This is a genomic window from Bernardetia sp. ABR2-2B, from assembly GCF_037126435.1.
GTDB lineage: Bacteria > Bacteroidota > Bacteroidia > Cytophagales > Bernardetiaceae > Bernardetia.
In genome coordinates, this window is record NZ_CP147020.1 from 3,258,280 (window position 1) to 3,281,624 (window position 23,345).

Annotated in this window: 22 protein-coding genes; 6 read left to right on the forward strand and 16 right to left on the reverse strand. The window is 31.7% G+C overall.

The genetic code is table 11. From position 1 onward, the window contains the following. Nucleotides 1-13 precede the first annotated feature (13 nt). Together WAF17_RS13825 and recA are read right to left on the reverse strand one after the other, a co-directional pair. Complete coding sequence (locus tag WAF17_RS13825; protein WP_338760555.1) at nt 14-391, reverse strand: hypothetical protein; 378 nt, start codon at nt 389-391, stop codon at nt 14-16. A 166-nt stretch (nt 392-557) separates the two neighbouring features. Next, complete coding sequence (recA, locus tag WAF17_RS13830) at nt 558-1,703, reverse strand: recombinase RecA (protein WP_338760558.1); 1,146 nt, start codon at nt 1,701-1,703, stop codon at nt 558-560. Nucleotides 1,704-2,098: 395 nt separating this feature from the next. Between recA and WAF17_RS13835 the strand changes: the two genes are divergently transcribed. The 3 genes from WAF17_RS13835 to WAF17_RS13845 all read left to right on the forward strand — a co-directional run bounded on the left by WAF17_RS13835 (nt 2,099) and on the right by WAF17_RS13845 (nt 4,684). Then, complete coding sequence (locus WAF17_RS13835) at nt 2,099-2,659, forward strand: hypothetical protein (RefSeq protein ID WP_338760561.1); 561 nt, start codon at nt 2,099-2,101, stop codon at nt 2,657-2,659. A gap of 66 nt (nt 2,660-2,725) precedes the next feature. Then, nucleotides 2,726-4,144, forward strand: a complete 1,419-nt coding sequence (locus tag WAF17_RS13840) for a M28 family metallopeptidase (protein ID WP_338760564.1) — start codon at nt 2,726-2,728, stop codon at nt 4,142-4,144. Between the two features lie 150 nt (nt 4,145-4,294). Then, a complete protein-coding gene (locus tag WAF17_RS13845) occupies nt 4,295-4,684 on the forward strand; it encodes a hypothetical protein (RefSeq protein ID WP_338760566.1) in 390 nt (129 codons plus the stop codon). Between the two features lie 283 nt (nt 4,685-4,967). Here the strand turns inward: WAF17_RS13845 and WAF17_RS13850 are convergent, their stop codons facing one another. The 6 genes from WAF17_RS13850 to WAF17_RS13875 all read right to left on the reverse strand — a co-directional run bounded on the left by WAF17_RS13850 (nt 4,968) and on the right by WAF17_RS13875 (nt 9,067). Beyond that, nucleotides 4,968-5,606: a hypothetical protein gene (locus WAF17_RS13850; protein WP_338760568.1), complete on the reverse strand. Its 639-nt coding sequence runs from the start codon at nt 5,604-5,606 to the stop codon at nt 4,968-4,970. A gap of 62 nt (nt 5,607-5,668) precedes the next feature. Continuing rightward, nucleotides 5,669-6,976, reverse strand: coding sequence for an MFS transporter (locus WAF17_RS13855; RefSeq protein WP_338760570.1), 1,308 nt, complete (start codon nt 6,974-6,976; stop codon nt 5,669-5,671). Nucleotides 6,977-7,060: 84 nt separating this feature from the next. Then, the gene (gene ybeY / locus WAF17_RS13860) at nt 7,061-7,501 is read right to left on the reverse strand and encodes an rRNA maturation RNase YbeY (protein ID WP_338760572.1); all 441 of its coding nucleotides are present in this window, start codon (nt 7,499-7,501) and stop codon (nt 7,061-7,063) included. Nucleotides 7,502-7,592: 91 nt separating this feature from the next. Next, a complete protein-coding gene (locus WAF17_RS13865; protein ID WP_338760575.1) occupies nt 7,593-8,201 on the reverse strand; it encodes a 2OG-Fe(II) oxygenase in 609 nt (202 codons plus the stop codon). After that, nucleotides 8,201-8,632: a DUF2007 domain-containing protein gene (locus tag WAF17_RS13870; protein ID WP_338760579.1), complete on the reverse strand. Its 432-nt coding sequence runs from the start codon at nt 8,630-8,632 to the stop codon at nt 8,201-8,203. The genes WAF17_RS13865 and WAF17_RS13870 overlap by 1 nt, the downstream gene beginning before the upstream one ends. Nucleotides 8,633-8,683: 51 nt before the next feature. After that, nucleotides 8,684-9,067: a hypothetical protein gene (locus tag WAF17_RS13875; protein WP_338760583.1), complete on the reverse strand. Its 384-nt coding sequence runs from the start codon at nt 9,065-9,067 to the stop codon at nt 8,684-8,686. A gap of 121 nt (nt 9,068-9,188) precedes the next feature. On the opposite strand from WAF17_RS13875, the gene WAF17_RS13880 reads away from it, so the two are divergent. Continuing rightward, nucleotides 9,189-9,887 carry an endonuclease V gene (locus WAF17_RS13880; protein WP_338760586.1) on the forward strand — a complete coding sequence of 233 codons (699 nt, stop codon included), beginning with the start codon at nt 9,189-9,191 and terminating at the stop codon, nt 9,885-9,887. A gap of 59 nt (nt 9,888-9,946) precedes the next feature. Here the strand turns inward: WAF17_RS13880 and WAF17_RS13885 are convergent, their stop codons facing one another. The 5 genes from WAF17_RS13885 to WAF17_RS13905 form a co-directional block, all read right to left on the reverse strand. After that, the gene (locus tag WAF17_RS13885; RefSeq protein WP_338760588.1) at nt 9,947-12,442 is read right to left on the reverse strand and encodes a leucine-rich repeat domain-containing protein; all 2,496 of its coding nucleotides are present in this window, start codon (nt 12,440-12,442) and stop codon (nt 9,947-9,949) included. Continuing rightward, entirely contained in the window at nt 12,432-13,286 is an 855-nt protein-coding gene (locus WAF17_RS13890; protein WP_338760591.1) for a hypothetical protein, read from the reverse strand. The genes WAF17_RS13885 and WAF17_RS13890 overlap by 11 nt, the downstream gene beginning before the upstream one ends. Nucleotides 13,287-13,445: 159 nt before the next feature. Continuing rightward, complete coding sequence (locus WAF17_RS13895; protein WP_338760593.1) at nt 13,446-14,045, reverse strand: hypothetical protein; 600 nt, start codon at nt 14,043-14,045, stop codon at nt 13,446-13,448. 121 nt (nt 14,046-14,166) lie between these two features. Beyond that, entirely contained in the window at nt 14,167-14,817 is a 651-nt protein-coding gene (locus WAF17_RS13900; RefSeq protein WP_338760596.1) for a hypothetical protein, read from the reverse strand. A 378-nt stretch (nt 14,818-15,195) separates the two neighbouring features. Continuing rightward, nucleotides 15,196-15,951 (reverse strand): hypothetical protein, encoded by a 756-nt coding sequence (locus WAF17_RS13905; protein WP_338760599.1) that lies wholly within the window; start codon nt 15,949-15,951, stop codon nt 15,196-15,198. 519 nt (nt 15,952-16,470) lie between these two features. On the opposite strand from WAF17_RS13905, the gene WAF17_RS13910 reads away from it, so the two are divergent. After that, entirely contained in the window at nt 16,471-18,891 is a 2,421-nt protein-coding gene (locus tag WAF17_RS13910) for a BamA/TamA family outer membrane protein (RefSeq protein ID WP_338760602.1), read from the forward strand. 117 nt (nt 18,892-19,008) lie between these two features. On the opposite strand, the gene WAF17_RS13915 is transcribed toward WAF17_RS13910, so the two are convergent. Both WAF17_RS13915 and WAF17_RS13920 read right to left on the reverse strand, forming a co-directional pair. Then, nucleotides 19,009-20,346: a tetratricopeptide repeat protein gene (locus WAF17_RS13915; protein WP_338760604.1), complete on the reverse strand. Its 1,338-nt coding sequence runs from the start codon at nt 20,344-20,346 to the stop codon at nt 19,009-19,011. A 383-nt stretch (nt 20,347-20,729) separates the two neighbouring features. After that, nucleotides 20,730-21,389, reverse strand: coding sequence for a hypothetical protein (locus WAF17_RS13920; RefSeq protein WP_338760607.1), 660 nt, complete (start codon nt 21,387-21,389; stop codon nt 20,730-20,732). A gap of 159 nt (nt 21,390-21,548) precedes the next feature. Between WAF17_RS13920 and WAF17_RS13925 the strand changes: the two genes are divergently transcribed. Further along, nucleotides 21,549-22,709 carry a DUF1573 domain-containing protein gene (locus WAF17_RS13925; RefSeq protein WP_338760610.1) on the forward strand — a complete coding sequence of 387 codons (1,161 nt, stop codon included), beginning with the start codon at nt 21,549-21,551 and terminating at the stop codon, nt 22,707-22,709. Nucleotides 22,710-22,743: 34 nt separating this feature from the next. Here the strand turns inward: WAF17_RS13925 and WAF17_RS13930 are convergent, their stop codons facing one another. After that, complete coding sequence (locus WAF17_RS13930) at nt 22,744-23,310, reverse strand: NUDIX hydrolase (protein ID WP_338760613.1); 567 nt, start codon at nt 23,308-23,310, stop codon at nt 22,744-22,746. Nucleotides 23,311-23,345: the final 35 nt, after the last annotated feature.

Genomic DNA, 23,345 nt, shown 5'->3' on the forward strand with positions numbered 1-23,345 from the left:
TTGATTTTGTATTTTAAGATTTAGAAAAGAATAGCTCACTGGTTATTCCGTAAATTCCAATAATCATAAAAAATACTCCTAATGAGATAGGAAAATAAAATACGTGCCACTCCTCACGCTTATCAAGCAACTTCTCTTTTGAGGGACTATAAATAGCTTTATAGGTTGTTCCTGCTTTTTCTTTTTTTCCGTGCCAATCGTGTATCTTTCCATTGTATTTCACTTGAGGTACAGAACCATTTTTAGTGTACCTTGTTTCTTTAATCATCACAACTTCAACCTCTATACCCTCCTCTCTTATTTCGCAGTTTTCAAGATAAGAAGTTGTTCCCCAATAGGTAATATTTACTCCCATCAAAATTGATAAGATATATACTATAATATTTTTCATGTTCAGTAAAATTTATACTCAAAAGTTTATTAAACGAACCAAACATTATTTTGGATGTGATTCTAGAGAAAATAAAAAGAAAAAAGACTTTCCACAAAGTAGAAAGTCTTTTGATATATCAAACAAATAGATGAAGTAAATCCATTTTAAACGAATTAGAAACAGATTATTTCTTATCTTCTAATTCTTCGTCCTCAAAGACAAAATCTTCGTCGTTATCTTCTTCTTCAACTTTAGCTTCGGCAACTGCTTTTTCAGCTTTTTTGCCTTTTTTAGACGATTTACTGTCCTTTTCGGCTGCGTTTGCAGCTTTATCAAGTTCACGAAGTTGTCCTTCAAGGTCTGCCATAAGCACCTCATCTTCTTCGATAAGAGCTTTTACAGAATCACGACCTTGTCCGAGTTTGTTATCTCCATAAGAGTACCAAGAACCCGATTTTTTTACAATATCCAAATCAACGGCTAAATCCAAGATTTCACCAGCTTTAGAAATTCCTCTTCCATACATAATATCAAACTCAACTTGTTTGAATGGAGGAGCTAATTTATTCTTTTTGACACTCACACGAGTACGGTTACCTGTGATTTTGTCTCCGTCTTTGATTGCACCAATACGACGAATATCCAAACGAACAGAAGAATAAAATTTGAGTGCATTACCACCTGTTGTCGTTTCTGGGCTACCAAACATTACCCCAATCTTATCACGAAGCTGGTTAATAAAAATACAAGTACATTGCGTTTTGCTAATTACACCTGTTAGTTTCCTAAGTGCTTGAGACATCAAACGTGCTTGAAGACCCATTTTAGAATCTCCCATATCGCCTTCCAACTCTGCTTTTGGCACAAGGGCAGCCACAGAGTCAATTACTACAATATCAATGGCAGTTGAGCGAATCAATTGCTCTGCAATTTCTAATGCTTGTTCGCCATTATCAGGTTGAGAGATAAGAAGGTTGTCCAAATCTACCCCTAAATTTTGAGCATAAGCACGGTCAAAAGCGTGTTCTGCATCAATAAAGGCAGCCAAACCACCTTGTCTTTGTGCTTCTGCAATGGCGTGTAGTGTAAGTGTAGTTTTACCAGAAGATTCTGGACCATAAATTTCTACAACTCTACCACGAGGAAGTCCTCCAATTCCTAAAGCAATATCAAGTCCTAATGAACCTGTTGAAATACTTGGAATATCTACTACATTGTCGTCAGTCAGTTTCATGACTGTTCCTTTTCCGTATGTTTTGTCTAGTTTTGCTAAAGTTACTTTTAGTGCTTCTAGTTTTTTCTTGTTTTGGTCGTCGGCAGATTTAGCCATAATTGAAATATATATAAGAGTGATAAATGATTTACTAAATTATTGTTCCTTTTAAGGATAATACAAAATTAGGAGCAGAGAACGTAAGGGATTTACGTAGTAAAAAAATAATATCTAAAAAAACCTTAATTTTTCACTTATTCAAATTTCAAAACTTTATTTTGTCTTTTAAGGATATTACAAAATTAAGAGCGCAGAACGTAAGGGATTTACGTAGTAAAAAATAATTTGAAGTTTTTTTTATTTTTTTCTAAATTATTCTTCTTGCTTTAATTTCCCGTTTTTTTCTTCCTTTTCTTTTAAGGATATTACAAAATTAGGAGTGCAGAACGTAAACGATTTACGTAGTGAAAAATAACTTGAAGCTTTTCTCAATTTTCCAATAAACTCAACTTATGAAACGATTATTTTATCTCATATCAGCTTTACTTTTCTGTCTTGGAATTGTATTTTACAAACAAACTCCTACCTACAATCCCTTTGATGATGTTTTTGATATTGATACAAATCAACTTGTAGAATGTGATACGATTGGTGGAATGTGTGGATTTTTCAATTTTCAACCAAAAACGGATAAACGATTGAAAATGTCTTATCAAATATTTGGTAATAATATCGTTGCCAAATGTTTTACTTATGCAGAAGATACGATTCCTATTCCAGAAAAGTACGAACACGATAGCTACATTGATTCTATAATGAAGTTACTTATTGATATAGAAGAATTTAATAACTCCTTAAAAGAGTTTGACTATGTTTATTTAGACAAGATTACAGAGAAAAATGTAGATACTTATTATCCTAAAATAAGAATTATTCATAAAAACTATATTGATACAACTTCATTATATTGGGAGGTTTCAGAAGAAGACTCTACAAAACTCATTCGTGCAATTAGATATTTTAAAAGCAAACCAAGAATATTTCGTAATGCTAATGGAGGTTTTATAGATTAAAACAAAAAACTTAATTCTATGATTCTAGTTAGCAATTATTTAAACTTAAAATTAATTTTGCTCAACATGAAATTACTTCATATCCCTTTACTATTTGTGCTTCTATTATTTTCTACTTTATCTTTTGCTCAAGATTCTTATTCAGAATATGACACCAAAGTTTATGATATTATATCAACTATTTCTTCTGAAAATGTAGAAAAAGATGTCAAAAAATTAGCAGACTTTGGCACTCGTCATACACTTTCTGATACCGTTTCAGAAACTCGTGGAATTGGTGCAGCTAGAAGATGGATAAAATCAGAATTTGATAAAATTTCGGCAGAATGTAATGGCTGTTTGGAAGTTTATTATCAAAGAAATTTATTAGAAAAAGGTGCTAATAATCGTATTGTAAATAATGTTTGGATTGTCAATGTAGTGGCTGTTTTGAGAGGAACACAAAATCCAAATAGTTATGCGATTATGTCTGGCGATATTGATTCTCGTGCTTCTGATGTAACAAATTATACGATTGATGCACCAGGGGCGAATGATAATGCAACAGGAATTGCAGGGATTTTGGAAGCTGCTAGAGTTTTATCAAAGTATCATGTAGAAGGAAAATCTAAATTCAAAAGTAGTATTGCCTTTGCTGCTCTTTCAGGAGAAGAACAAGGACTTTTTGGAGGTAAATTTATGGCAGAACAAGCAAAAAAAGACAATTGGGATGTTATTGGAGTAATAAATAATGATATGATTGGAAATATTGAAGGCGTTGATGGAGTGATTGATAATCGTAGTTTTCGTATTTTTTCAGAACCAACTTCAATGACAGAAACTGAGCAGGAAAGAAACAGAAGGCGTTATTATGGAGGAGAAATAGATGGTGTTTCTCGCCAACTTGCCCGTTATGTTCATTCAACAACTCAAAAATATATGCCTGAAATGAACCCCACTATGATTTATCGTTTGGATAGATTTGGAAGAGGAGGGCATCACAGACCGTTTAATGATGAAGGTTTTGCAGGTGTACGAATTATGGAAAGCCACGAAAATTATAACCGTCAGCATCAAGACATTAGAGAAGAAAACGGAATAAAATATGGCGATGTAGTGGCAGGAGTAAACTTTGATTATTTGGCAAAACTAACGTCTGTCAATGCGATTGTACTTGCCAACTTAGGTTGGTCGCCTTTAGCACCTCAAAATGTAAAAATTGGTGGAGCAGTTCAGCCTTCAACGACACTTTCTTGGGATAAGCCAAAAAAAGGAAACTCAAATATTATAGGTTATAAAATTTATTGGAGAGAAACAACAGCCCCACAATGGCAATATACTCGTTTTGTTCCAAAAGAATTTTATCAAAATGATACAAATACAACAGAACAAATTACCTTTGTACTTGAAAATATTGTTATTGATAATTATCTTTTTGGAGTAGCTACGGTTGATGAAAACGGACATGAAAGTATTGTAAGTTTTCCAAGAGAAGTAATTCGCTAGACATATTTCCATTACCAATATCTGATTATAGAGAATGCTAAGGGAAAGAAAATAACATATTTAATTCAAATTTAACTAGCTACTGGTAACTATTTACTGGTAACTGAACAAACTGGTTACTGATTACTGGTAACTGCTAACTGATTAAGAATGGATATAGAAAATTACAATGACGCAGAATTAGACACTAAATATTTAGGCAAATTGACAACAAATTTTGTCAAGATTGCAGATAATTTGAAAGAAGCAGCCTACCAAATCAAAAAAAGAGGTTTTTCTTCTTATCCTGTTTTTCCAATTTGCAAAGCAAAGCAACCTATCGGACAAGTTTTGTTTTCGAAGAGTGAAATGCCTGAATTAGAATGGGATTATTATGCTTCTTTTTTGGAAGAATTTGAACAACGAAATATTTTGGATAAAGATGGAAGTGAGCGTTTTAAGGCTGCTTACAAAAACCCAGAAGAGTTTTGTTGTTTGTTTGTGATCGATGAAGGTTTTACGAGGTTTGTTTTTGTTCCTTATCCAAATGAAGAGCAATAGAAACGAAGTAAGTAATAAGACATTATTAGCAAGTGATTTTTATGATTACTATGATAATTACAGGATAATACAATAAAATTCAAATAAGTATTAAAAGATAATATTTTTTAGTTTCATTAATTTTCATTTGTATTTATCTTGCATTTCATCTTAAAAATCATATAAATCACTCGCTAATCAGTTATATGTATTATTAATTTTATACGACTACTTAAAGAAGAAAAAAACGTCATTTCATTGAAAAATAGAATGACGTTTTTTATTGAAATTAATTAAGTAAGTTTTAGAAGTTTTTCATTCCACCAATAGAAAAACCAAAATTGTTTACACCATAATTTGGATTGCCAGTTCCTATCATTGTATCGTGCAGAAGACCTACTTTCAATCTAAAATTATCCGTAAAATCCCCTGTTATTACTCCCAAACTATTATGCATTCCAAAATTAAATAAAGGATTATTTTCTGTCAGTCCAAAAATGCCAAACCCAACTTGATGAAATAGAGCTATGTTATTTTTTTCTTGTCCTAACTTTAATTCACTAAACCAACCTATATTTGAGCTTCTAAACATTGCAAATTTGTAAATGATATGTTTATCAAAATCCTTGTCTATAAGTTCGAATTCTTCGCTCAACCTTCTTCTGTCTTTATTATTTGAAGCTCCTTCAATAAGCGTAAATTGTAATCCTCCTCTGTATCTTTTACTGTTTGTAACATAGATTCCTGCATTAATTTTAAAGCCAAAGCTCATTCCTGCTGCATGATTGAACTTTTTGAAAACTACATCATGTCTTCCCAAAATTACAGACATGCTAATAAATGCCTTCGGATTTTTTTCTAAAGTAGGTGTAGTAGTTTGTGCTTTTACTTTTAGAAAAAAAAATACAATTAGAAATAGAGAAAGAAAGATGCTTTTTTTCATTAGATTTTCGAATAATTATTTCTTTTGAACAGATTAGGAAGTCTGTTATACATTTTGAGTTTTTAAATCTTGATTGCTTTTCTATTAATCTGTAAAAGAACAATTAGACCAATAACAAAGAAAATAGTAAGTGCAAAAATACCATTTCGCATTGATTCTGAATAATCTTCAATGAGCGCAAAAACTCCCATTCCGATAGAAGTAGAAAGACGGTCAGCGACATTGAAAAAGCTAAAATAAGAAGCTGTATCAGGCGTGTCTTTTGGTAGAAGTTTGGAGTAAGTAGAACGAGAAAGCGACTGAATACCTCCCATTACTAAGCCTACCAAAATAGCCAAACCATAAAAATGTTCTGCTGTTTGGACAAAATAAGCCAAAATACAAATCAGAATCCAAAGAATAATCAAGACTGCAAGAGCAAAAATATTTCCTTTTTTGTCTGATACTTTCGCAAAAAGATATGCCCCCAAAATTGCCACTACTTGAATAATCAAAATAATAGCGATTAGACTTCCTGTTTCAAGATGTAATTCTTTTTCTCCAAAAAGTGATGCCATAAACATAACTGTCTGAACACCCATATTAAAAAAGAAAAACGAAATCAAAAACTTGAGAAGTGAAGGTAGTTTTTTGGCTTCTTTCCAAACCATACTCAATTCTTCAAATCCTTTCTTAAACCAGTTTATTTTTACAGGATTTGAAGGAGGATTATCTTTTAAGAAATAAAATGGAATTTGAGCAAACACAATCCACCAAATACCAACAGAAAGAAATGACCATCTTGCGCCTTCATTATCACTATCAAATCCAAAAAACTCTGGTTTCATTACCATAGCAATATTGAAAATTTGTAAAAGAACGCTTCCAATATATCCAAAAGCAAAACCTTTTGCACTTACTCCGTCATATTTGTCTTCTGTCGCTATTTCAGGTAAAAAAGCATTATAAAAAATCATTCCTCCTGCATATCCTATACTCGCAATCGCTGCACATATAATGGCTAGTTCTACATTTGTACCATCAAAAAAGAATAGACACAAACATGCACCTGCTCCCAAGTATGTAAAAAACTGCATGAATTTTTTCTTTGTTCCTCCATAATCTGCCATTGCTGAAAGAGGGGGGGAAATAATGGCAATTAACAAATAAGATAATGCAATCGCATAGGAATACAAAACTGTATTTTCAAAAGAAAAGCCAAAGAAAAGAACCTTCTCACTTCCAAAAGCCTCACGAGTTAGCTTATTAAAGAAAATAGGAAAAATCGTAGTGGTAATAACAAGGTTATAAACAGAGTTTGCCCAGTCATAAGTAGCCCACGCATTGATGATGCGAGGATTATTTTTAGGCATTGGAGGATTTTTTCTCATAATTGTATCTGAATTAGCGAGTGATTGTTATGATTCGTATGATAAATACAGGATAATTACAAAATACAGTTTTGAAAATCCTTTTTAGAAATGAGTAATTGATTCAAGTGCTTCGTTTTCCTTATTTCTCATTAATTTTTTATCTTCTTCTGAATGGTCGTCATTTCCTGTAAGGTGCAAAAGTCCGTGAACCATTACACGATGAATCTCTTGCTGAAAAGTAGTTTTGAGTTCTTTTGAGTTTTCTTTTACTCTTTCGACGCTAATGAAAATATCGGCTTCCAAAACTTGTTCTTGCTCTGAATTATCAAATGTAATAATATCAGTATAAGTATCGTGATTCAAATATTCCATATTAATTTTATGTAAATATTCATCATCACAAAAAATATAATTGATGGCAGAGACGACAAAACCTTCCTTGTTGGCAATTTTTTGAAGCCAGTTGCTTGTTTTGTCTTCGTTTTCTAATGAAAAATCAATTTCTTCACTAAAAAAATTAATAGGTAATTCTTTTTCTTCCATTTTTTATATGATGTCACTCGTAGAGACACAAGCAACGATAAAGTTAATAGCTAGTTTAGAAGTAGTTATAAATGTAGTTACAAAGTTTTGGTTATACAACTTGAAACATAATATCCGAACGCAAAACATATTTTGTTCCTTGTGGAACTGGTTTTCCTTCGTGTTTTATTTCGTGAACAAAACAGAGTGCTGTTCCTGCTTTTGGCTGAATTTCTATAACTTCAATTTGATTATTATTTTCATTTTTATAATCAAAAATAGTTTGTCCTCCTTCAAAATCATCACTCAAATAAATCATAAAGGTAATTCTACTTTCTTGTATTTTCCCTCCTTTCTCTAATTTTACTCTTCCATCAATATGTTTTTTGAAGCGTTGATTAGATTCATATTTATAGAAACGAAATCTAGGATTTAGTCCAATGACTTGATATTTCTCTTCTTCTTCTTTTACAATGTTACCAATAAATATAGGACAAAATTCTTTCAATTTTTGCCAATAGTTTTGAGCTAGTTTTTCGTCTTCATAAATCAAACGTTCATTATTTCTGATGTTTTTCATCATTTTTGCACCACTTTTCAGACTTACAGTTGCCTCTTCATAAGACTTACTCTCACTAAAAAAGATAAGATTCTGACATTCTTCTTTTGATAAAAAATTTTCTATTGTCCAAATTTGGGAAGTATGTTGTGTTTTTTTCATTATAATTTTTCTATTTGTTTGATTTCTCCTTTTCTAAACTCATTTCCACATTCTTTGCATTTATAAACTTTTTTTTGATAGAAAGGATAAGCAAAAAATAAGGTAGATATTAAAGTAGCCCAGAAAGCCTTCCAGCCTTTTATAGAAATAAAATTTTTGTAATGTTCGGTAGATTCACAAACAGGACACTTTATAAATATATCTTTTGCCCTTTTTTCGCTTTCCATCTCCTCCAAAAACTGCTTTACTCGCTCTGTATCACTTGCATTGACTTTTACTTTTATTCCTCCTGTGGCTACTCCATATAACATATTCATAGAGTTGATATTCTCATCAAATAAATAACAATCAACTCCCTCATTTTCTAATCTTGATTTGAATAGATGAGCATCTACGCTATTTTCGAAAATTTTGACGGTAAGTAGAGGCATAAAACGACAATTAGTTATGGATAAGAAAAGAATAAATTTACGAATAAAAATTTATACAAACTCATTTCCACATTCTTTACATTTATAGTTTTGAGTTTGACGACCAACCCCTAAAAAAGCCCAAATAATAGCCCACCAACCTTTTGTAGAGATAATATTTTTATAGTGTTCGGTAGATTCACAAACAGGACATTTGATAAATATATCCTTTTCTTTTTGTTCTGCTTCTAGCATCTTCAAAATTTCTTTTACTCGTTCTGTATCTGCTGAATTAACTTTTGCTTTGATACCACCAATGGCTACATCATAGGTAATATCCATTCCTGCGATATTCTCATCAAATAAATAACAATCTACACCTTCACTTTCCAATCTAAGTTTGAAAAGATTAGCTTCAGTAAGGTTAGGAAAAACTCGGACGGTAAGTAAAGACATAAAGTGGAGTAATATTATGAATGGATAAAAATAAGTTTACGAATAAAAATAATTAAAGTTTTAGTCAATATTTTTATAACTTTAAACATATAAGCTAAAACCGATATAAATTTCTCTCATTTTGGAACATAAAGACCTAATAAAAAAACTGACTAATTTTCAGAATCAACTTGCACCTAGTATTTGGATTCCGATAGATGCCGAACCTATTTATAAAGAGGCTATTCTAGGGGCGATAGATGTTCAGTATGAAGGAGAAAATGGATTTGCAGCTATTGTTATTTTTGATAGAACAGGAAAAATGCTTCATAAATTTACAAAAAAATATAAAGCTACTATTCCTTATATTCCTAGTTTTTTTGCTTTTAGAGAAGGAGATATTATTATCAAATTAGTCAATGATGCTGAAAAAGAACTTGCTATAAATATTGATATTTTACTCATCGATGGACACGGAATCGCACACCCAAGAAAGTTTGGTTTGGCTTCCTATGTTGGTTTGGCTTTAGAAAAAATGTCTGTTGGAGTAGCTAAAGATACTTTAGTACAATATGATGGAACTTTGTCTAAAGAAAAAGGAAGTAGTTTGCCTATTTATTTAGAAGAAGACATAATCAGTCAAAATGAAATTGTTGGTTATGCATATAGAAGCCGAGAAAACGTAAAGCCTATTTTTGTGAGTGCAGGACACAAATTATCTAGCACTCAGGCTTTAGAAATAACCCAAGAACTTACAGGAGAATACAGACAGTTAGATGTTTTGAGAGAAGCTGACCGTTTGGCTAGAGAAGCTGCTAAGGAAGATTTAGAATTGAAATAAAAATCCTTATCCAATATAAAAATTGAATAAGGATTTTTCTTTCTAGAAAAAATAAAATTCTAATAATAAATCACTTCACAGCGTGGGTGATCTTCTTTAAAACTATCTACTTTTTTACTAGATATTTTGGTGTTATAACAACGCAAAATTTCTAGTTTTCTCATATTTTCTAAGCCTTTAAGGTTGCGTAATTTTGTAGTGTTACAAGAAAGCTCTGTCAGCTCTTTTAAAGGTTCTAAACATTTAATAGTTCTGATTTGTGTTCCTGCACAGTTGAGACGTTTGAGTTTTTTGAATGCTCCCATTGGCTCTAACGTTTCTACTGGCGTGTTTTCGAAAACTAATTGCTCCAAATCTCTGAGAGGCGTAATTGGCTCAAGGTTAGAAACTGGAGTTTCAGAGAAACGCAGAATACGAAGCGTTTGGATGTTTTTGATAGGAGAAAGATTGCTTACACTCGTACGTACAAAACTAAGCTCACGCAAACGAACAGACATTTGTAAAGGTTGTAAATCACGAATAGTATTTATTCCATCAAGATTAATTGATTCTAAATAAATCATAGAATGCAAATTTTCTTTATTCGGTTCGCCTTCTATCTTAACATGGCTTTTCATTGCCTTCTTCCAACTTTCAGATAGTCCCGTCCACCAGTTATTGAGTGTAACTGTTTTATAAATTACCACCGTAGAAGGGTTCTTATTCAAATAAGTTGCTACTGACTCATCTTTCAAAGCAGCACCATCAGCATAAATAAATTCTAAATTCGTTAGGTTTTGTAAGGTAGAAATATCACTTACGGCTGTATTTTCAATATCTAGTTTTTTTAATCTAGCCAAACTTTGAAGTGGTGAAACGTCAGAAATTTTGGTATTATTTGCTATCAAAATTTCTAATCCAATCAAATCACGAAGAGCCGTAATATCTGTAACCTGTGTTCTGCTAATATCAATTTCCTTCAATCCTTCAAAAATACGAAGAGGTTCAACAGTCTTGATATTCTGTCCCTTTGCATTTATTTTTGTGATTCTTGAAAGTGTTGCTAGTTCTTCTTTCGTAGGATTTGATGGCGTTAGTTTACTTGCCGTTTTGAAAACTTCTTTCCAGTCAAGGGATAAATTTTTCCACCAATTTTGCAAAGCTTCTGATTCATAGACTACCAAAACATTCGTTTTTTTCTTAGTCAGTTCTTGTGCTTGTCCTAGCTTTACGCCTGTGTTATCACAATAGACACGTTCTAGCGCAGCAACATCAATAAGAGGTTTTAGGCTAGATATTTTCGTGTTATTTGCGTACAATAAACGTAATTTTTCTAATTTAGAAAGTGGTTCTAAGCTACTTACATTTGTATTCGAAATATTTAATCGTTCCAACTCTTTCGTATTTGAAAGTGCTGAAATAGAAGTAATAGGGGTAAAAGCCGTTTCTAAAAACTCTAAAGTAGAAACATTTTTAAGTGGGTCAAGACTAGCTACTTTTGTTTTCGAAATTCTTAATTCTTTCAAAACGCTTCCATTAATTTTTCCAAGAGCCTCCAACGAATTTACACCTGTAACAGACATATCCAAACGTTCTAAGTTAGTCAAATATTCAAGCGTTTGAATATCGCTTACCTTTGTGTTTGAAACGTTGAGTTCTCTAAGGTTAGTTGCATAAGTAAGAGCTAAAAGGTCTTGAACTGGCGTATTAGAAGCATCTAAAACTTCTAAATTTGTGATACTGCGAAGTGGAAAAAGATTTGAAACCTTTGTGTTCGAACACTTAAATGTTTTGAGTTTCATCAGACGGCTTACAGGCTGAATATCTTTTACGGTTGGGTTATTACTAATATCCAAAACTTCCATTCCTACAATCGAATGTAATTGGCTGTTAGAAATTGAATCTCCAACAGGAATTGTTACATATTCACTAAAAACAGCTAACCATTCAGCAGGTAAATCATTCCACCAACTACGCAAAACTTCTGTTTCGTTGGCTTGGCTTGTGTAAATACTGATAATCTTCATATCCTGACTTTCTGGGTCATAGCTCATCTCTATATAACGAGGAAGATTATTTTTTACTTTTTCATTCTTGAAGTTTGTTCCTTCCAAAGAACGGTTTGCTGTTGCTGTAAAAAAAATTGTTCCATCAGGAGCAACTCTATGAGCAATTGTAGAAACTTCGTATTCGAAGGTTACATTTTTATAAAAAAAGTCAATATCTTTTAGATAAGATTGGACGTTTTTGTTTACCCACAAATCACGCTTTTCAATCAAATCGTCTTCTATCTGAACATCTTTGTCTTTAAAGATTTTCTGAAAACTTTGATTCACAATCGTTTCTTTATCACGAACAGAAGATTCTGCCTCGCCTAATGTATTGTACATAAATTGCATAAAAGAAACTAAAGAACGAACACGCCCTTCATATTCTTTTAGCTTTTCGGGCGCAATTTCATCGCCTTGTTGTTTTTTATCTTTATCATTTTTGCCTGTGTTTTTTTGGGCAAAAAGTATAGTAGTAGAGAATGCCAAAAGTAGGCATAATAGAAAGGAACGGAGATTAATTACCATTAGTATATATATAATTTAACAAAACATCTTTATTATCTGGAGTGAGACGAGCTAAGTTTGAAATTAACCAGCCATTGTTGTATCCTCCACGGTTGAAGCGAGAAACTTCAAGATACCAATTATCTATTTGAAAGAAATGAAATTTTACGTTTGTAACTGTTTTGAATTGAAGCGCATTACGAGCAACTTCGTATAAAAATAAACTTACATAATCTGTTTTATGATTTGCTTCTACATAATTTTTGACTTCTTTGCGTTCTTGTGGCTCATCAAATATCTTTCTTAGGTTCATAAATTCTAGCTCATGACTAAGAGGGTGTAAAAATTTATTTGGGTCTTGAATATCTTTTCCCATAGTAGTAGCAAAAGGTTCGAAGTAAACATTACTAATTACCCATTTTGAACCTACTTTTTCTTCTTGTAGCTTCATAAAAAGCGTCAAATCTCGTTCTCTTCCTTCATAAACAAAACGAGTAGTTACTTCTGCAAACCAGTCTCCTCCATGAAATTCTAAAAAAGTAGGATTAGCAGAATTAGTAACTTGGCTTACAAAATCATCTTTTATATTTTGAGGAACAGCTTTATTTTGCCCATCAAAAAGGATATTGATATAATCTTTTCTATCCGAATTATTTCTAAAATCTTTACTACTTGGGTCAAATTTATTTCCAAGTTTGTCTTCTTCGTGGTTGAAACGTCTGAAAAATTGATTCATTTGCTTTGTTGCAGCATACAAATCAGATTCGTCTCCTAAGTAATTTCCTATTTGAGCAGAAACAGAAAAAGGCAATAGAATTACTAATGCCAAAAGGAAAGTTGAAAAAATGTGTTTGAATACAATCATGAATTACGAATTACGAATTACGAATTGGAAAATCAGCATAGCTAATATTAAGAATTATAGTAATTCAATTATACATTGAGATAAAAAATCAGCTTGTATCAAAATTACGAATTACGATTTCATTCGTAATTCGTAATTGATAATTTTTAATTTGAAATATTAATTTCTTCTAGTTTCGCTTACACGAACATCGCCTAAAAGAACATCCCAAAAACCGATTTCACGACCTGCAATAATGGTTTTCTTACGTTCTACATAAACAGTAATGTCCTTTTTAGTAACATCAGAATATTGAACCAAACCATCGGCAGATTTACCTTGAAAACGTTGGAAGATAGTAATTACACCTACATAACGTCCGTCTGGTTGCTTTTCTAGGTCAGAAATATACTGGATATTAAACCAATCAATTTCTACTTGGTCGTAATTAAGAGCCATCAAACGGTCAAAATATTTACGAACACCATAATAACGAATTGCTTTAGAGTTTACGGAAGAAACGCCCATTTCTGCGCCATCAGAAAACAATTCCATCGCACGGTCAATGACACGCATTGCTTCCGAATATTGAGTTTCTTTGTTTCCGATAAGAGAAATATAACGGCTCAAATCTTTTACTTTTTCAAGTGCAAGAGAATCGATAGCACGTTTACGAGTAGGACTAAGGTCTGCATTTGTTTGAGCAAAAGCAGAAGAATCTACTGCTATAAAAGCAAAAACGAACAAAAATGAGAAAAGAATTTTATTTATATTTTTCATTGTATTAGATATAATGAGTTGAAAAGTTTTTTTAGTTGAAAAAGTTAAATACTAATGGATAACTAACAAAGGAAAAGCAAAAAACTATGCCAATTATTAATTATCCACTTTCAATTATAGATTAGTTGCTAAGTTCTAAAAGTTTGATTTTGCCATTTGCATCTGTACCAATGCTCACTACTTTGTGATTCATCTTCTTTTGGTCTTTGATGAAGTTTAGGTATTTTTCAGCAGTTGTTGGCTCATCATAATCTTTTTCGCCTCCTTCTTCTGCAATGATAATCAATACAGGAGCTTGTGGAGAAGTAAATAATTTGAGTGCATTTTGAATAGAAGCATTTGCTGCATTTGCATCTTTTGCATTAGCAATTTCAGAAAAGAAATCTTTGATAGTTTTGCTTTTCTTACTCGCCTCTGCCTCTGCTTCTTTCTGACGCTTCTCTTCTTCTTCTCTGATGCGCTGCTCTCTTACACTCTGCTCAGCTTGAGCGATAAGGTCTTTTACAGTTGGGTCATCAACATTCATTGCTTTGATAGCATCAATTCTCTTCTGACGCTCCTCAGCAGACATAGAAGTGTCGTTTAAAACGGCTTGTAAGTCTTTAGTTGCTTTTTCAATTTTTGCTTTTTTCTCTGCTGCAGCTTGTTCGGCTGCAATTTTCTGTTTGTTTTTACAGCTTGTAGTAGTTAGGGTAGTTCCCATTCCTAAGAGAATCATTAGATAAAAACTTAGACGGAAATACCATTTGCGAATTGATTTGTTCTTTTGCATAACAAAAAATAGGGTTTGTTGTAGTTAAAAAATACGGATTAAATAAAAAATTGATAAGTTACAAGTTAGCTAAAAATAGTAAAGCCATTTCAATAAGTTGGAGAAAATAATTGAAATAGATTTTAAAAATAGTGTAATGAATATATTTTTACAGATAAATGATGCAGCAAATTTACTGACAGTTTAAATAAAAAATAGAAGTTTGAAAAATAAATCTGAAAGTTTTGCTGCCTATACTTGATTTTAAACACAAGCTCTTAAAAAATGTTTAAAAAAACATTTTTCTTACAGTAGCTAATCACACTAAAAAAATGAGTTGGTATTACGTTTGTCTATGAGAGTAAATTAGCCTTCATGCTGATAAATATATTTTTAGTCTTAAAAATTATAATTCATTCCCATCAAACCATAATTGACAAGTGTAAAATTATAAACCTCATCATTTTCTGCGCCTCCTTCCAAAATACGGTATCCAAAACGAAGGTTTATATTTTCTGTAATCCTATAAAAGGCAGCTAATTCGAAATCAAATGCTCGTCCTTGTGGAGAAGCTAGTCCATCGCCCTCTACCATGAGACCTATTTTTTCATTTAGGTTTACGGCAGCATATAAGTTTATGAGAGGTACAAAACCAATATTTGTTTTTTTAGAAGAAAGCCCGTTTTGTTCAACTTCAATATACGCATCACGTATTTTTCCTGTCAGACCAGCACCCAAACGCACTTTATCAGTTACCACAAAATCATAACGATAGGTAAGGCGATACGAATTAAACTGATAATTGACTTTTGTATCTATCAAAGGCAAGAAATCTTTCTCAAAAAAGCGAGTATTTCTATCAAAACTTCCGTTATAAGAAATTTGTAAAGGCGCAAAAAGTCCAAAAACATTATGACGATTTTTGAAGCGATAACCAGCACGTAAACGTAAAGTCAAGGAAGTAGGGTTGTCAAATTCTCCATTTCCTCCCTCTACAACATTAAAACGTGTTCCTTCTGTTCCCGAAACTTGAATTTTGTTGTAGCCTGTGCTTAGAATATTGAACTCTGCATCAGCCATAAATTGAGCAGAAGCAGCAAAAGAAATATAAAATAGAAGGCAGAAAAAAAATGTTATTCGAACGATAAATTTCATAATCAGTAAAGTTAAAAAAATAGTTTTAATTGAAAATAAAAAAATAGAACCCTTTTTCAGAGTAGGATTATATTTGATTAACTTTTCTAAAATAATATTGTTTTTTACTCCAAGAAGTTGTTTAAGAATACTCATTTTTCCTTAGAACTGGGTTTGCAAACCCAGTTCTAAGGAAAAATAACACAGCCTTTGTTGGTGTTTTAGCGTAGCGACACCAACAAATATATCTACAAAGCCCATTCTTAAACAACTTCCAAATTAGTATTCTCAATTTCAAATGAATACCCTCCTGTATCTTGACTTTCATCAATAATATATCCTAAAAATATTTGTCTAAAATGTCTTAGTCTTTTAGAAAGTTAGAAAAGTTGTTGAAATCAAAAAGGTAGTATCAATAATTAATTTCCAACTTATTTTATTAAACAAACAAAATCTACATATTTAAGTTTATGTAAAAAACTATTGTAGTTTGTCATATTGTTTTCCTTCGTTTTTATAGCTTAATCCTCATTTTATCAAATGCGAAACATTTTTTATCTTTTCGTACCTCGCTTTTTTTCAACATTTTCTATCTTTTGTTTTGTTTTAGTTAGTATTTCAATAAATAGTGGCTGTACTGGTCTTAGCAAAATTACCAAAGAAAATCCTTTATACACAGGAAGTGAAATTAAGTGGGAGGAAAAAGAAGGTGATATTCCTCAAGAAAAACGAGTAAAGGCTGAATCAGAGGAAGTTATAGCTCCAGAACCCAATACCAAATTTTTGTGGATGCGTCCTCAATTGGCTTTTTATAATACATTTTATACAGAAAAAGAAAAAGGCTTTAAGCATTGGGTAATGACTAAAATAGGAAAACCTCCTGTTTTAGTGAAAGATATAAATGAAGAGCGTGTTCGTTTGTTGGTTTTGAATAGGCTTTTATCAAACGGACATTTTCAAGCAGAAACAGAAGTAGAGATAAAGCAAAAGGGAAAAACAGCAGAGATAATTTATGGAGCTACCGTTTATCAACCTTATATATTAGATTCTATTAATTTCCCAGAAGAGCCTAATCCTTTGGGAAATGTTTTAAACAATGCTTATAAGGAAACACTCATCAAAAAAGGAGACCCTTATAATTTTGCTCTTCTAGAACAAGAAAGAAAAAGGTTAAATGATTATGCAAAAGAAAAAGGCTATTTCTATTTTAGTGATAAATTTATCATCTACAAAGTAGATTCTACTATCGGAAATCGTAAGATGAATATTTATATGCAGGTAAAAGATAAAATGCCTGATATTGCTAGAAAGCCGTACCGAATCCGTAATGTATTTTTATATCCCAATTATCAAATGGGAATGGATACTATAAAAAGTCCTTCTAGTTTGAAACGTATAGGAAAGTTAGAAGGAGATTCTTCTTATTATTGCTTAATGGAAAACTGCACATTTCGTCCAGAAATTCTTAGTCGTTCTATTTATTTAGAGCCAGATACACTTTACTCTGCTCAAAGACACGAGCAAACACTAAAACATCTTATGGGATTAGGAGCTTTAAAATTTGCAGATATTCGCTATAAACCTATTGATTCTTTAGGCAATGAAGGTTATTTAGATGCTTATATTCAGATGGTTCCTTCGAAAAGGAAATCATTGAGGGCAGAGCTGGATGTAGTTTCCAAATCAAATAATTTTGCAGGTCCAGGTATTAATTTGAGTTATAGAAACAAAAATGCCTTTCGTGGTGCAGAACTTTTAGTAGTTCGTCTTGATGGACGTTTCGAAACGCAAATAAGTGGACGAAATAGTAATCAAAATATAGAACAACCCAATCAACAAAACGGACTTTATTCGTATGAAATTGGAGCAGGTTTAGAGCTTTACGTACCTCGTTTTATTGTACCTTTCAAAATCCCTAGTCTAGCTCAAGAGTATGTTCCAAAGACAGTTTATCAAGGTGAAGTTCGGTTATTGAGTCGTGTAAATTATTTTAAACTTCTTTCAGGAACAGCACAGTTTGGTTATGACTGGCAAGAAACAGCTACAAAAAGACACCGTTTTAATCCAGTTTCTATAAATTATGTTCGTTTGATGGACACAACAAGTCTTTTTAATGAAGCCATTGGAGATAATCCACTCTTACAGCGAAGTTTTCAAAATCAATTTATTTTGGGTGGAAATTATTCATTTACTTATCAAAGTGCAGCCAAAGTAGATGAGAATGCTAGAAAAAATAAGAATCATATTTTCTTTAATGGAAATATTGATATAGGTGGAAATCTAATACATAGTGTTCAAAGTATTTTTGTGTCAAGAAAATCTAGTGGTTCAAATCCTTATACAATTTTTAGTGAGCCTTATGCCCAATATGCTCGTGCAGATATAGATTTTAGGTATTATCTCAATTTTAACGAAGAAACTCATCACAAAATAGCCACTCGTTTTATTGCTGGTATAGGAGCTTCTTATGGAAATGCTGATGTTTTGCCTTATACTAAACAGTTTTTTGCAGGTGGAGCAAATAGTATTCGTGCCTTTCAAGCTCGTTCTATTGGTCCGGGTTCGTATATCTCAAAGGATAGTACAAGTGGGCTTTTTTATGACCAAACAGGAGATATGCGCTTAGAAGCAAATATTGAATATCGTTTTCCAATTTATAGTGTTTTTAAAGGTGCTGTTTTTGCAGATGCTGGTAATGTTTGGCTAGTTAGAGAAGACCCAAATCGTGAGGGAGGATTATTTAAGGCTAAAGATTTAATAGATGATATTGCTGTGGGTGTGGGGGCAGGACTTCGTATTGATGTTACCTTTTTTGTACTTCGTTTTGATGTTGCCTTTCCTGTTAGCAAACCGTGGCTTCCAGAAAATGAACGTTGGGTAAGAAGACAGACAGACTTTGGAGACAGAAAGTGGCGTAGAGATAATTTAGTTCTCAATATTGCTATTGGTTATCCTTTTTAGAAGCTGTTTATTTATGCTCAATAAAAAAAGCCACTTTATATAAACAAATCGTAATGATTCAATTATAAAAAATGACTTTAGATAGTAATAGTAGTAAGTGAAAGTTATCTTTAAATATTATAGTTCTTCTTCGCCTTCAGTAGCTTGTTGTATTAATTTGACTTCATTAGTAGCTGCAATCTTAAAAGGTTGTGCCTTTACATTAGCAAATGCTCTAAGGGCAATATCCAATTTATTACCATTGCGATAAACTAATCCTAATAGAAACATGCAACGAGAATGTTCGATAGGGTCTCTCATTTGAGCGAGTGCTTTTTGAAGTGCTTCTGCAGCTTCTTGATGCTTATGAAGATGAAAAAGAGTAAGTCCATTCAGATAAAGTAAGTTTTTGTTTGCTGAATTAAATGTTAAGCCATTTTGTGATGCTTTTAGTGCATTATCATAATTATCTTTAGAGAGTTCTAGTCGTGCTATCTGCTCATAAATCTGTGTACTACGTTTCAAATCTTTTTCAAACTTAGCTGCATTATAATATAGTTCTAATGTTTTATCTACATTTGCTGTTGCTTTGCTGTCTTGTAGGTTAGCAAGTGTAAAATAAGCACTTGCGTTATTAGGGTCTATTTTTAAAGCTTGTTGTGCATAAGCCTGTGCTTCATTAAACTGACGAACCTCTACATAAGCTTCTGCTAGATAGGCATAACGAGCAGGAGAAAACTCTTCAATCTTATTTTTGAAGTTACCATATTTTGCCTTTGACCACGTCTTGAAAGCTTCTTCAAAATTATCTAAATGATAATAGGCATATCCTTTTTGATAATAATAACGAGCATTTTCGCTAGGGTGCATAGTAGCAATTTTGGATTCAATTGTCTCAATAGATTTAATGGACTCTCTATATTGTCCTAAATTATTGGCTACTTGAGATTCTAAGTAATAAAGCTCTAGGTTTTCAGGAAATTCAGTTTTGGTTACTTTAATTTTTTCATAAGCTGTTGCCCAATTTTTTTTGGCTAAATTTTCTTTGATGACAAAGAAGCGATAAAACTGCTTTTTCTCCTTTTCTTTTTCATAACGTGCTGCAATATCATAGAGTTGAGCTGCTTTTGCATTATCGTTTTGGTCTGCATAAATCTTTGCAAGTAAGGCATAAGCAGGAGAGTAATTGCTATTCAAACGAATGACATAACTCAATGATTGTGCTGCTTCTTTTGGCTTTTTGAGTTGATACTCGCATTGCGCCTTCGAATAAATATAGAGATGGTTGCGTGGTTCTCGCTGAACAGCTTTATCATACTCTTGTAGAGCCAAATCATAACGAGCTTGTTGTTTATGACGTTCGCCATTAGCAAACCAATCTAAACCTTCGTGTTGGGCATAAGTGAAATTAGTAAAAGTTGAAAAACTAAAGACGCTACCCAATAGAATTAGTGTAAAGTAAATCGTCTTATTCATAGTGTTTTGGTAGTTTATTTTGGTAGTAGTATTTTATATAGATATGTTTTTGTTAAAGTATCGTTTTATGTTCTTACTTTGTTAAACGAGAAAACAATACCAAAAGGTTATTCTGAAAGCCAGTTTTGTACTAATAAATTCAATATTTTTCGTAATTATTTTATGCTCCAAATAGAAGCCTTTGTTTTGTTTTATAAAAACTTAAAATATTTCAATTTATATCAATTGTTAAGTTAGCTTTAAGGAAAAAAAAAGAATTTAATCGCTTGAAAAGCACAGTTTTATGTCGAAAAAATATGCGTAAAGCAAAAAAGTAGTATGCACTATTTTTAGATAGCGAATACTACTTTATAGAAGTTTTTAGCTTTATTTGATGATTTTTTTTATAAACTCTCTAATTCTTCTCTAATATTTTCTCTTGCTTGTTCTTCTAATTGCTCTCTAAAAAACGAAGTTTGATAAATGATAGATCGCTCTAAAAAATTCTTTAAAACCAATTTTCGTCCTCGCTTATATAAGAAGTTTGGAACATAACCAAACTCTTCCCTTACTTGGTTAGAGTAGTTTTTGTATATAGATTTTGATTGACCTAGGATAGCTAAATCTAAGTCTAAAAGCACTTGTAAATCTCTATCTGAAGTTTTAGAATGATTTTTGGTAGCTTCAATATAATTCATCACTTTTCGTACTCTTTCGATAGGTAAGTAAGGAGATAGTTGTTCTTGAAAAAATTTTGCACTCCTGCTTTCGTTATCTTTACGAAGTGGAACATAAATAGCATCATGAAACCAAATGGCTAATTCAATAGAAAGTGTGTCATTAACTTCATCTGGATAATCATATAAGCCTTTAATCATTGCTTTTATGTGTTCCCAGTTATGATAATGACGAGTATTTTCTTTATATTGAGAGCCTAAAAGTGTAAATATTTCTATATTTTTATCTTCAGGAAGAGAAAAGTTAGACACCATATCTACCCAACTTACCAATAAAAAATTAGCACCTTCAAAGTTGTTTTTTGTTACTTTTGTATTCGAATCCATAATATTGCTTTATATGAAAATCAATTAGACTGATTTTCATAAGATATATCTAATAAAGATAATTTTATGTTTGCTTCTAAATATCCTTATCTTCTATCATTTTTTTAGAAACAACAATTTATACCCATTTTATAAAGACAAGTTAATAAGTAATCAGCTATGTACAAAATCCACTTTACGTTACAAGGAGTATTTTCATCTTCTCTATTTTCTAAATTTTTTCTGTTATTTTTCTTCAGTTTTGTTTTTTCATTTACTTCAATACCAAGTTTTGCTCAAAACTCTACCTTAGATTTTGAAGAATCAGAGTTTGACTTTGGAAAAGTAGAATTTCAAGATACACTTACACATCGTTTTTATTTTACAAACAACACAGAAAATGAAATTAAAATACTAGATATTTCAACAGATTGTGCTTGTAGTTTTTCAAATGAAACCACAAAAATGGCTATACAGAAAGAGGAGCGTAGCTTTGTAGAAGTAGTTTTTTTGCCTTATAGTTATGGAAGTTTTGCCAAAGTGTTTACCATCAAAACAGATAAAGCAGGAACGCAAACACTAATGCTAAAGGGAGAATTACAACCCGTTTTGAATAAAAATAGAGATTTTAAATATACAGTAGAAAAAACACCAGAAATACGTACACGAACTAAGTATTTACATTTTGGAAATGTATTGAATAAAGTTCCTATGACTAAGAAGTTTGAGTTTTATAATTCAAGTAAAGAAGATGTTGTTTTTACAGGAAAGATGGAAATGCCAAACCATCTACAAGTGCGCTTTGATTCTACTCATATCCTGAAAGCTGGAGAAACAAGTGCTATTTATGTTATCTATGACCCACTTTTAAAAAATGATTTTGGTTACTTAGAAGACATAATAACTCTTTTTGGAGAACAAAATAAAAAAACTATAAAATTAGATTTTAAAGTAACAGCTAATGTAGAAGAGTATTTTCCAGCTTTAAATATCGAAATGTTAGAGGCTTACCCAGAACTCAAAGTTGAAGATGATTATATCAACTTGGGAAGTCACTATCTCAAAAACTTAAATGGCAAAGATTCTTTAGAAGCTACCTTTGTACTAAAAAATGAAAGTAATATGCCTTTAAAAGTGCATAGAATAATAGAAGGGTATGGCTGCAAACTAATTACAGAAAAATCAGAATGGAATCAGATTTCGCCACATAGCAATGCGATTGTAAAAGTAATTTTTCAAACGCCAGAAGATAGAGGGACATATGTTCGTTCGCTAACTGTAATTTGTAATGACCCTAGAAAACCTATCAGAACGATGAAAATAAAAGCTATTTTGAGATAATATAGCTTATCTCTTCAGCTTGATAAGAATCACATTAAATAGTAAAATGCTTCATTTTATCAATCATTCTTTTCATAGATAGATTAATAGAATGAGTTGCTTCTGCCAAATTTAGAACTTCATTTTTAGAACACCATTTTATAGCCAAAATCTCTTCATCTTGAGGAGTTAATGTTTCATTTTCATCAGCTTCTACAATCATACGAACATCAAAATGCAAATGCTCTGCGATTTCTTTTTTTTGAGCAATAGTGTGAATATCAACATCATAAATATGAGAAGAAAGTAGCTTTAAATCTTTAAGACCACTTTCTTCTCTTACTTCTCTCAGAATAGTTTCTTCAATTGTTTTGTCAGTTTCTTCTATGTGTCCACCGATTTGTAGCCATTTACCTATTTTTTTATGATGAATAAGAAGCACTTTCGTACGATTTTTATTGACTATCCAAGCCGAACCTGTAAGCTGTCCAGTTAGATTAGAACGCAAAGCAAAATCATTGTTTTGCTCTAAAAAATCAATCATTTGTTTTTGAAATTCTATTTCTTCTGAAAATGAAGTTTGATAATCTTGCAATAAATCTAAAATAGGTTGTTTATTCATAGATAAAAAAGTATTTAAAATTAATTGATCTCTAC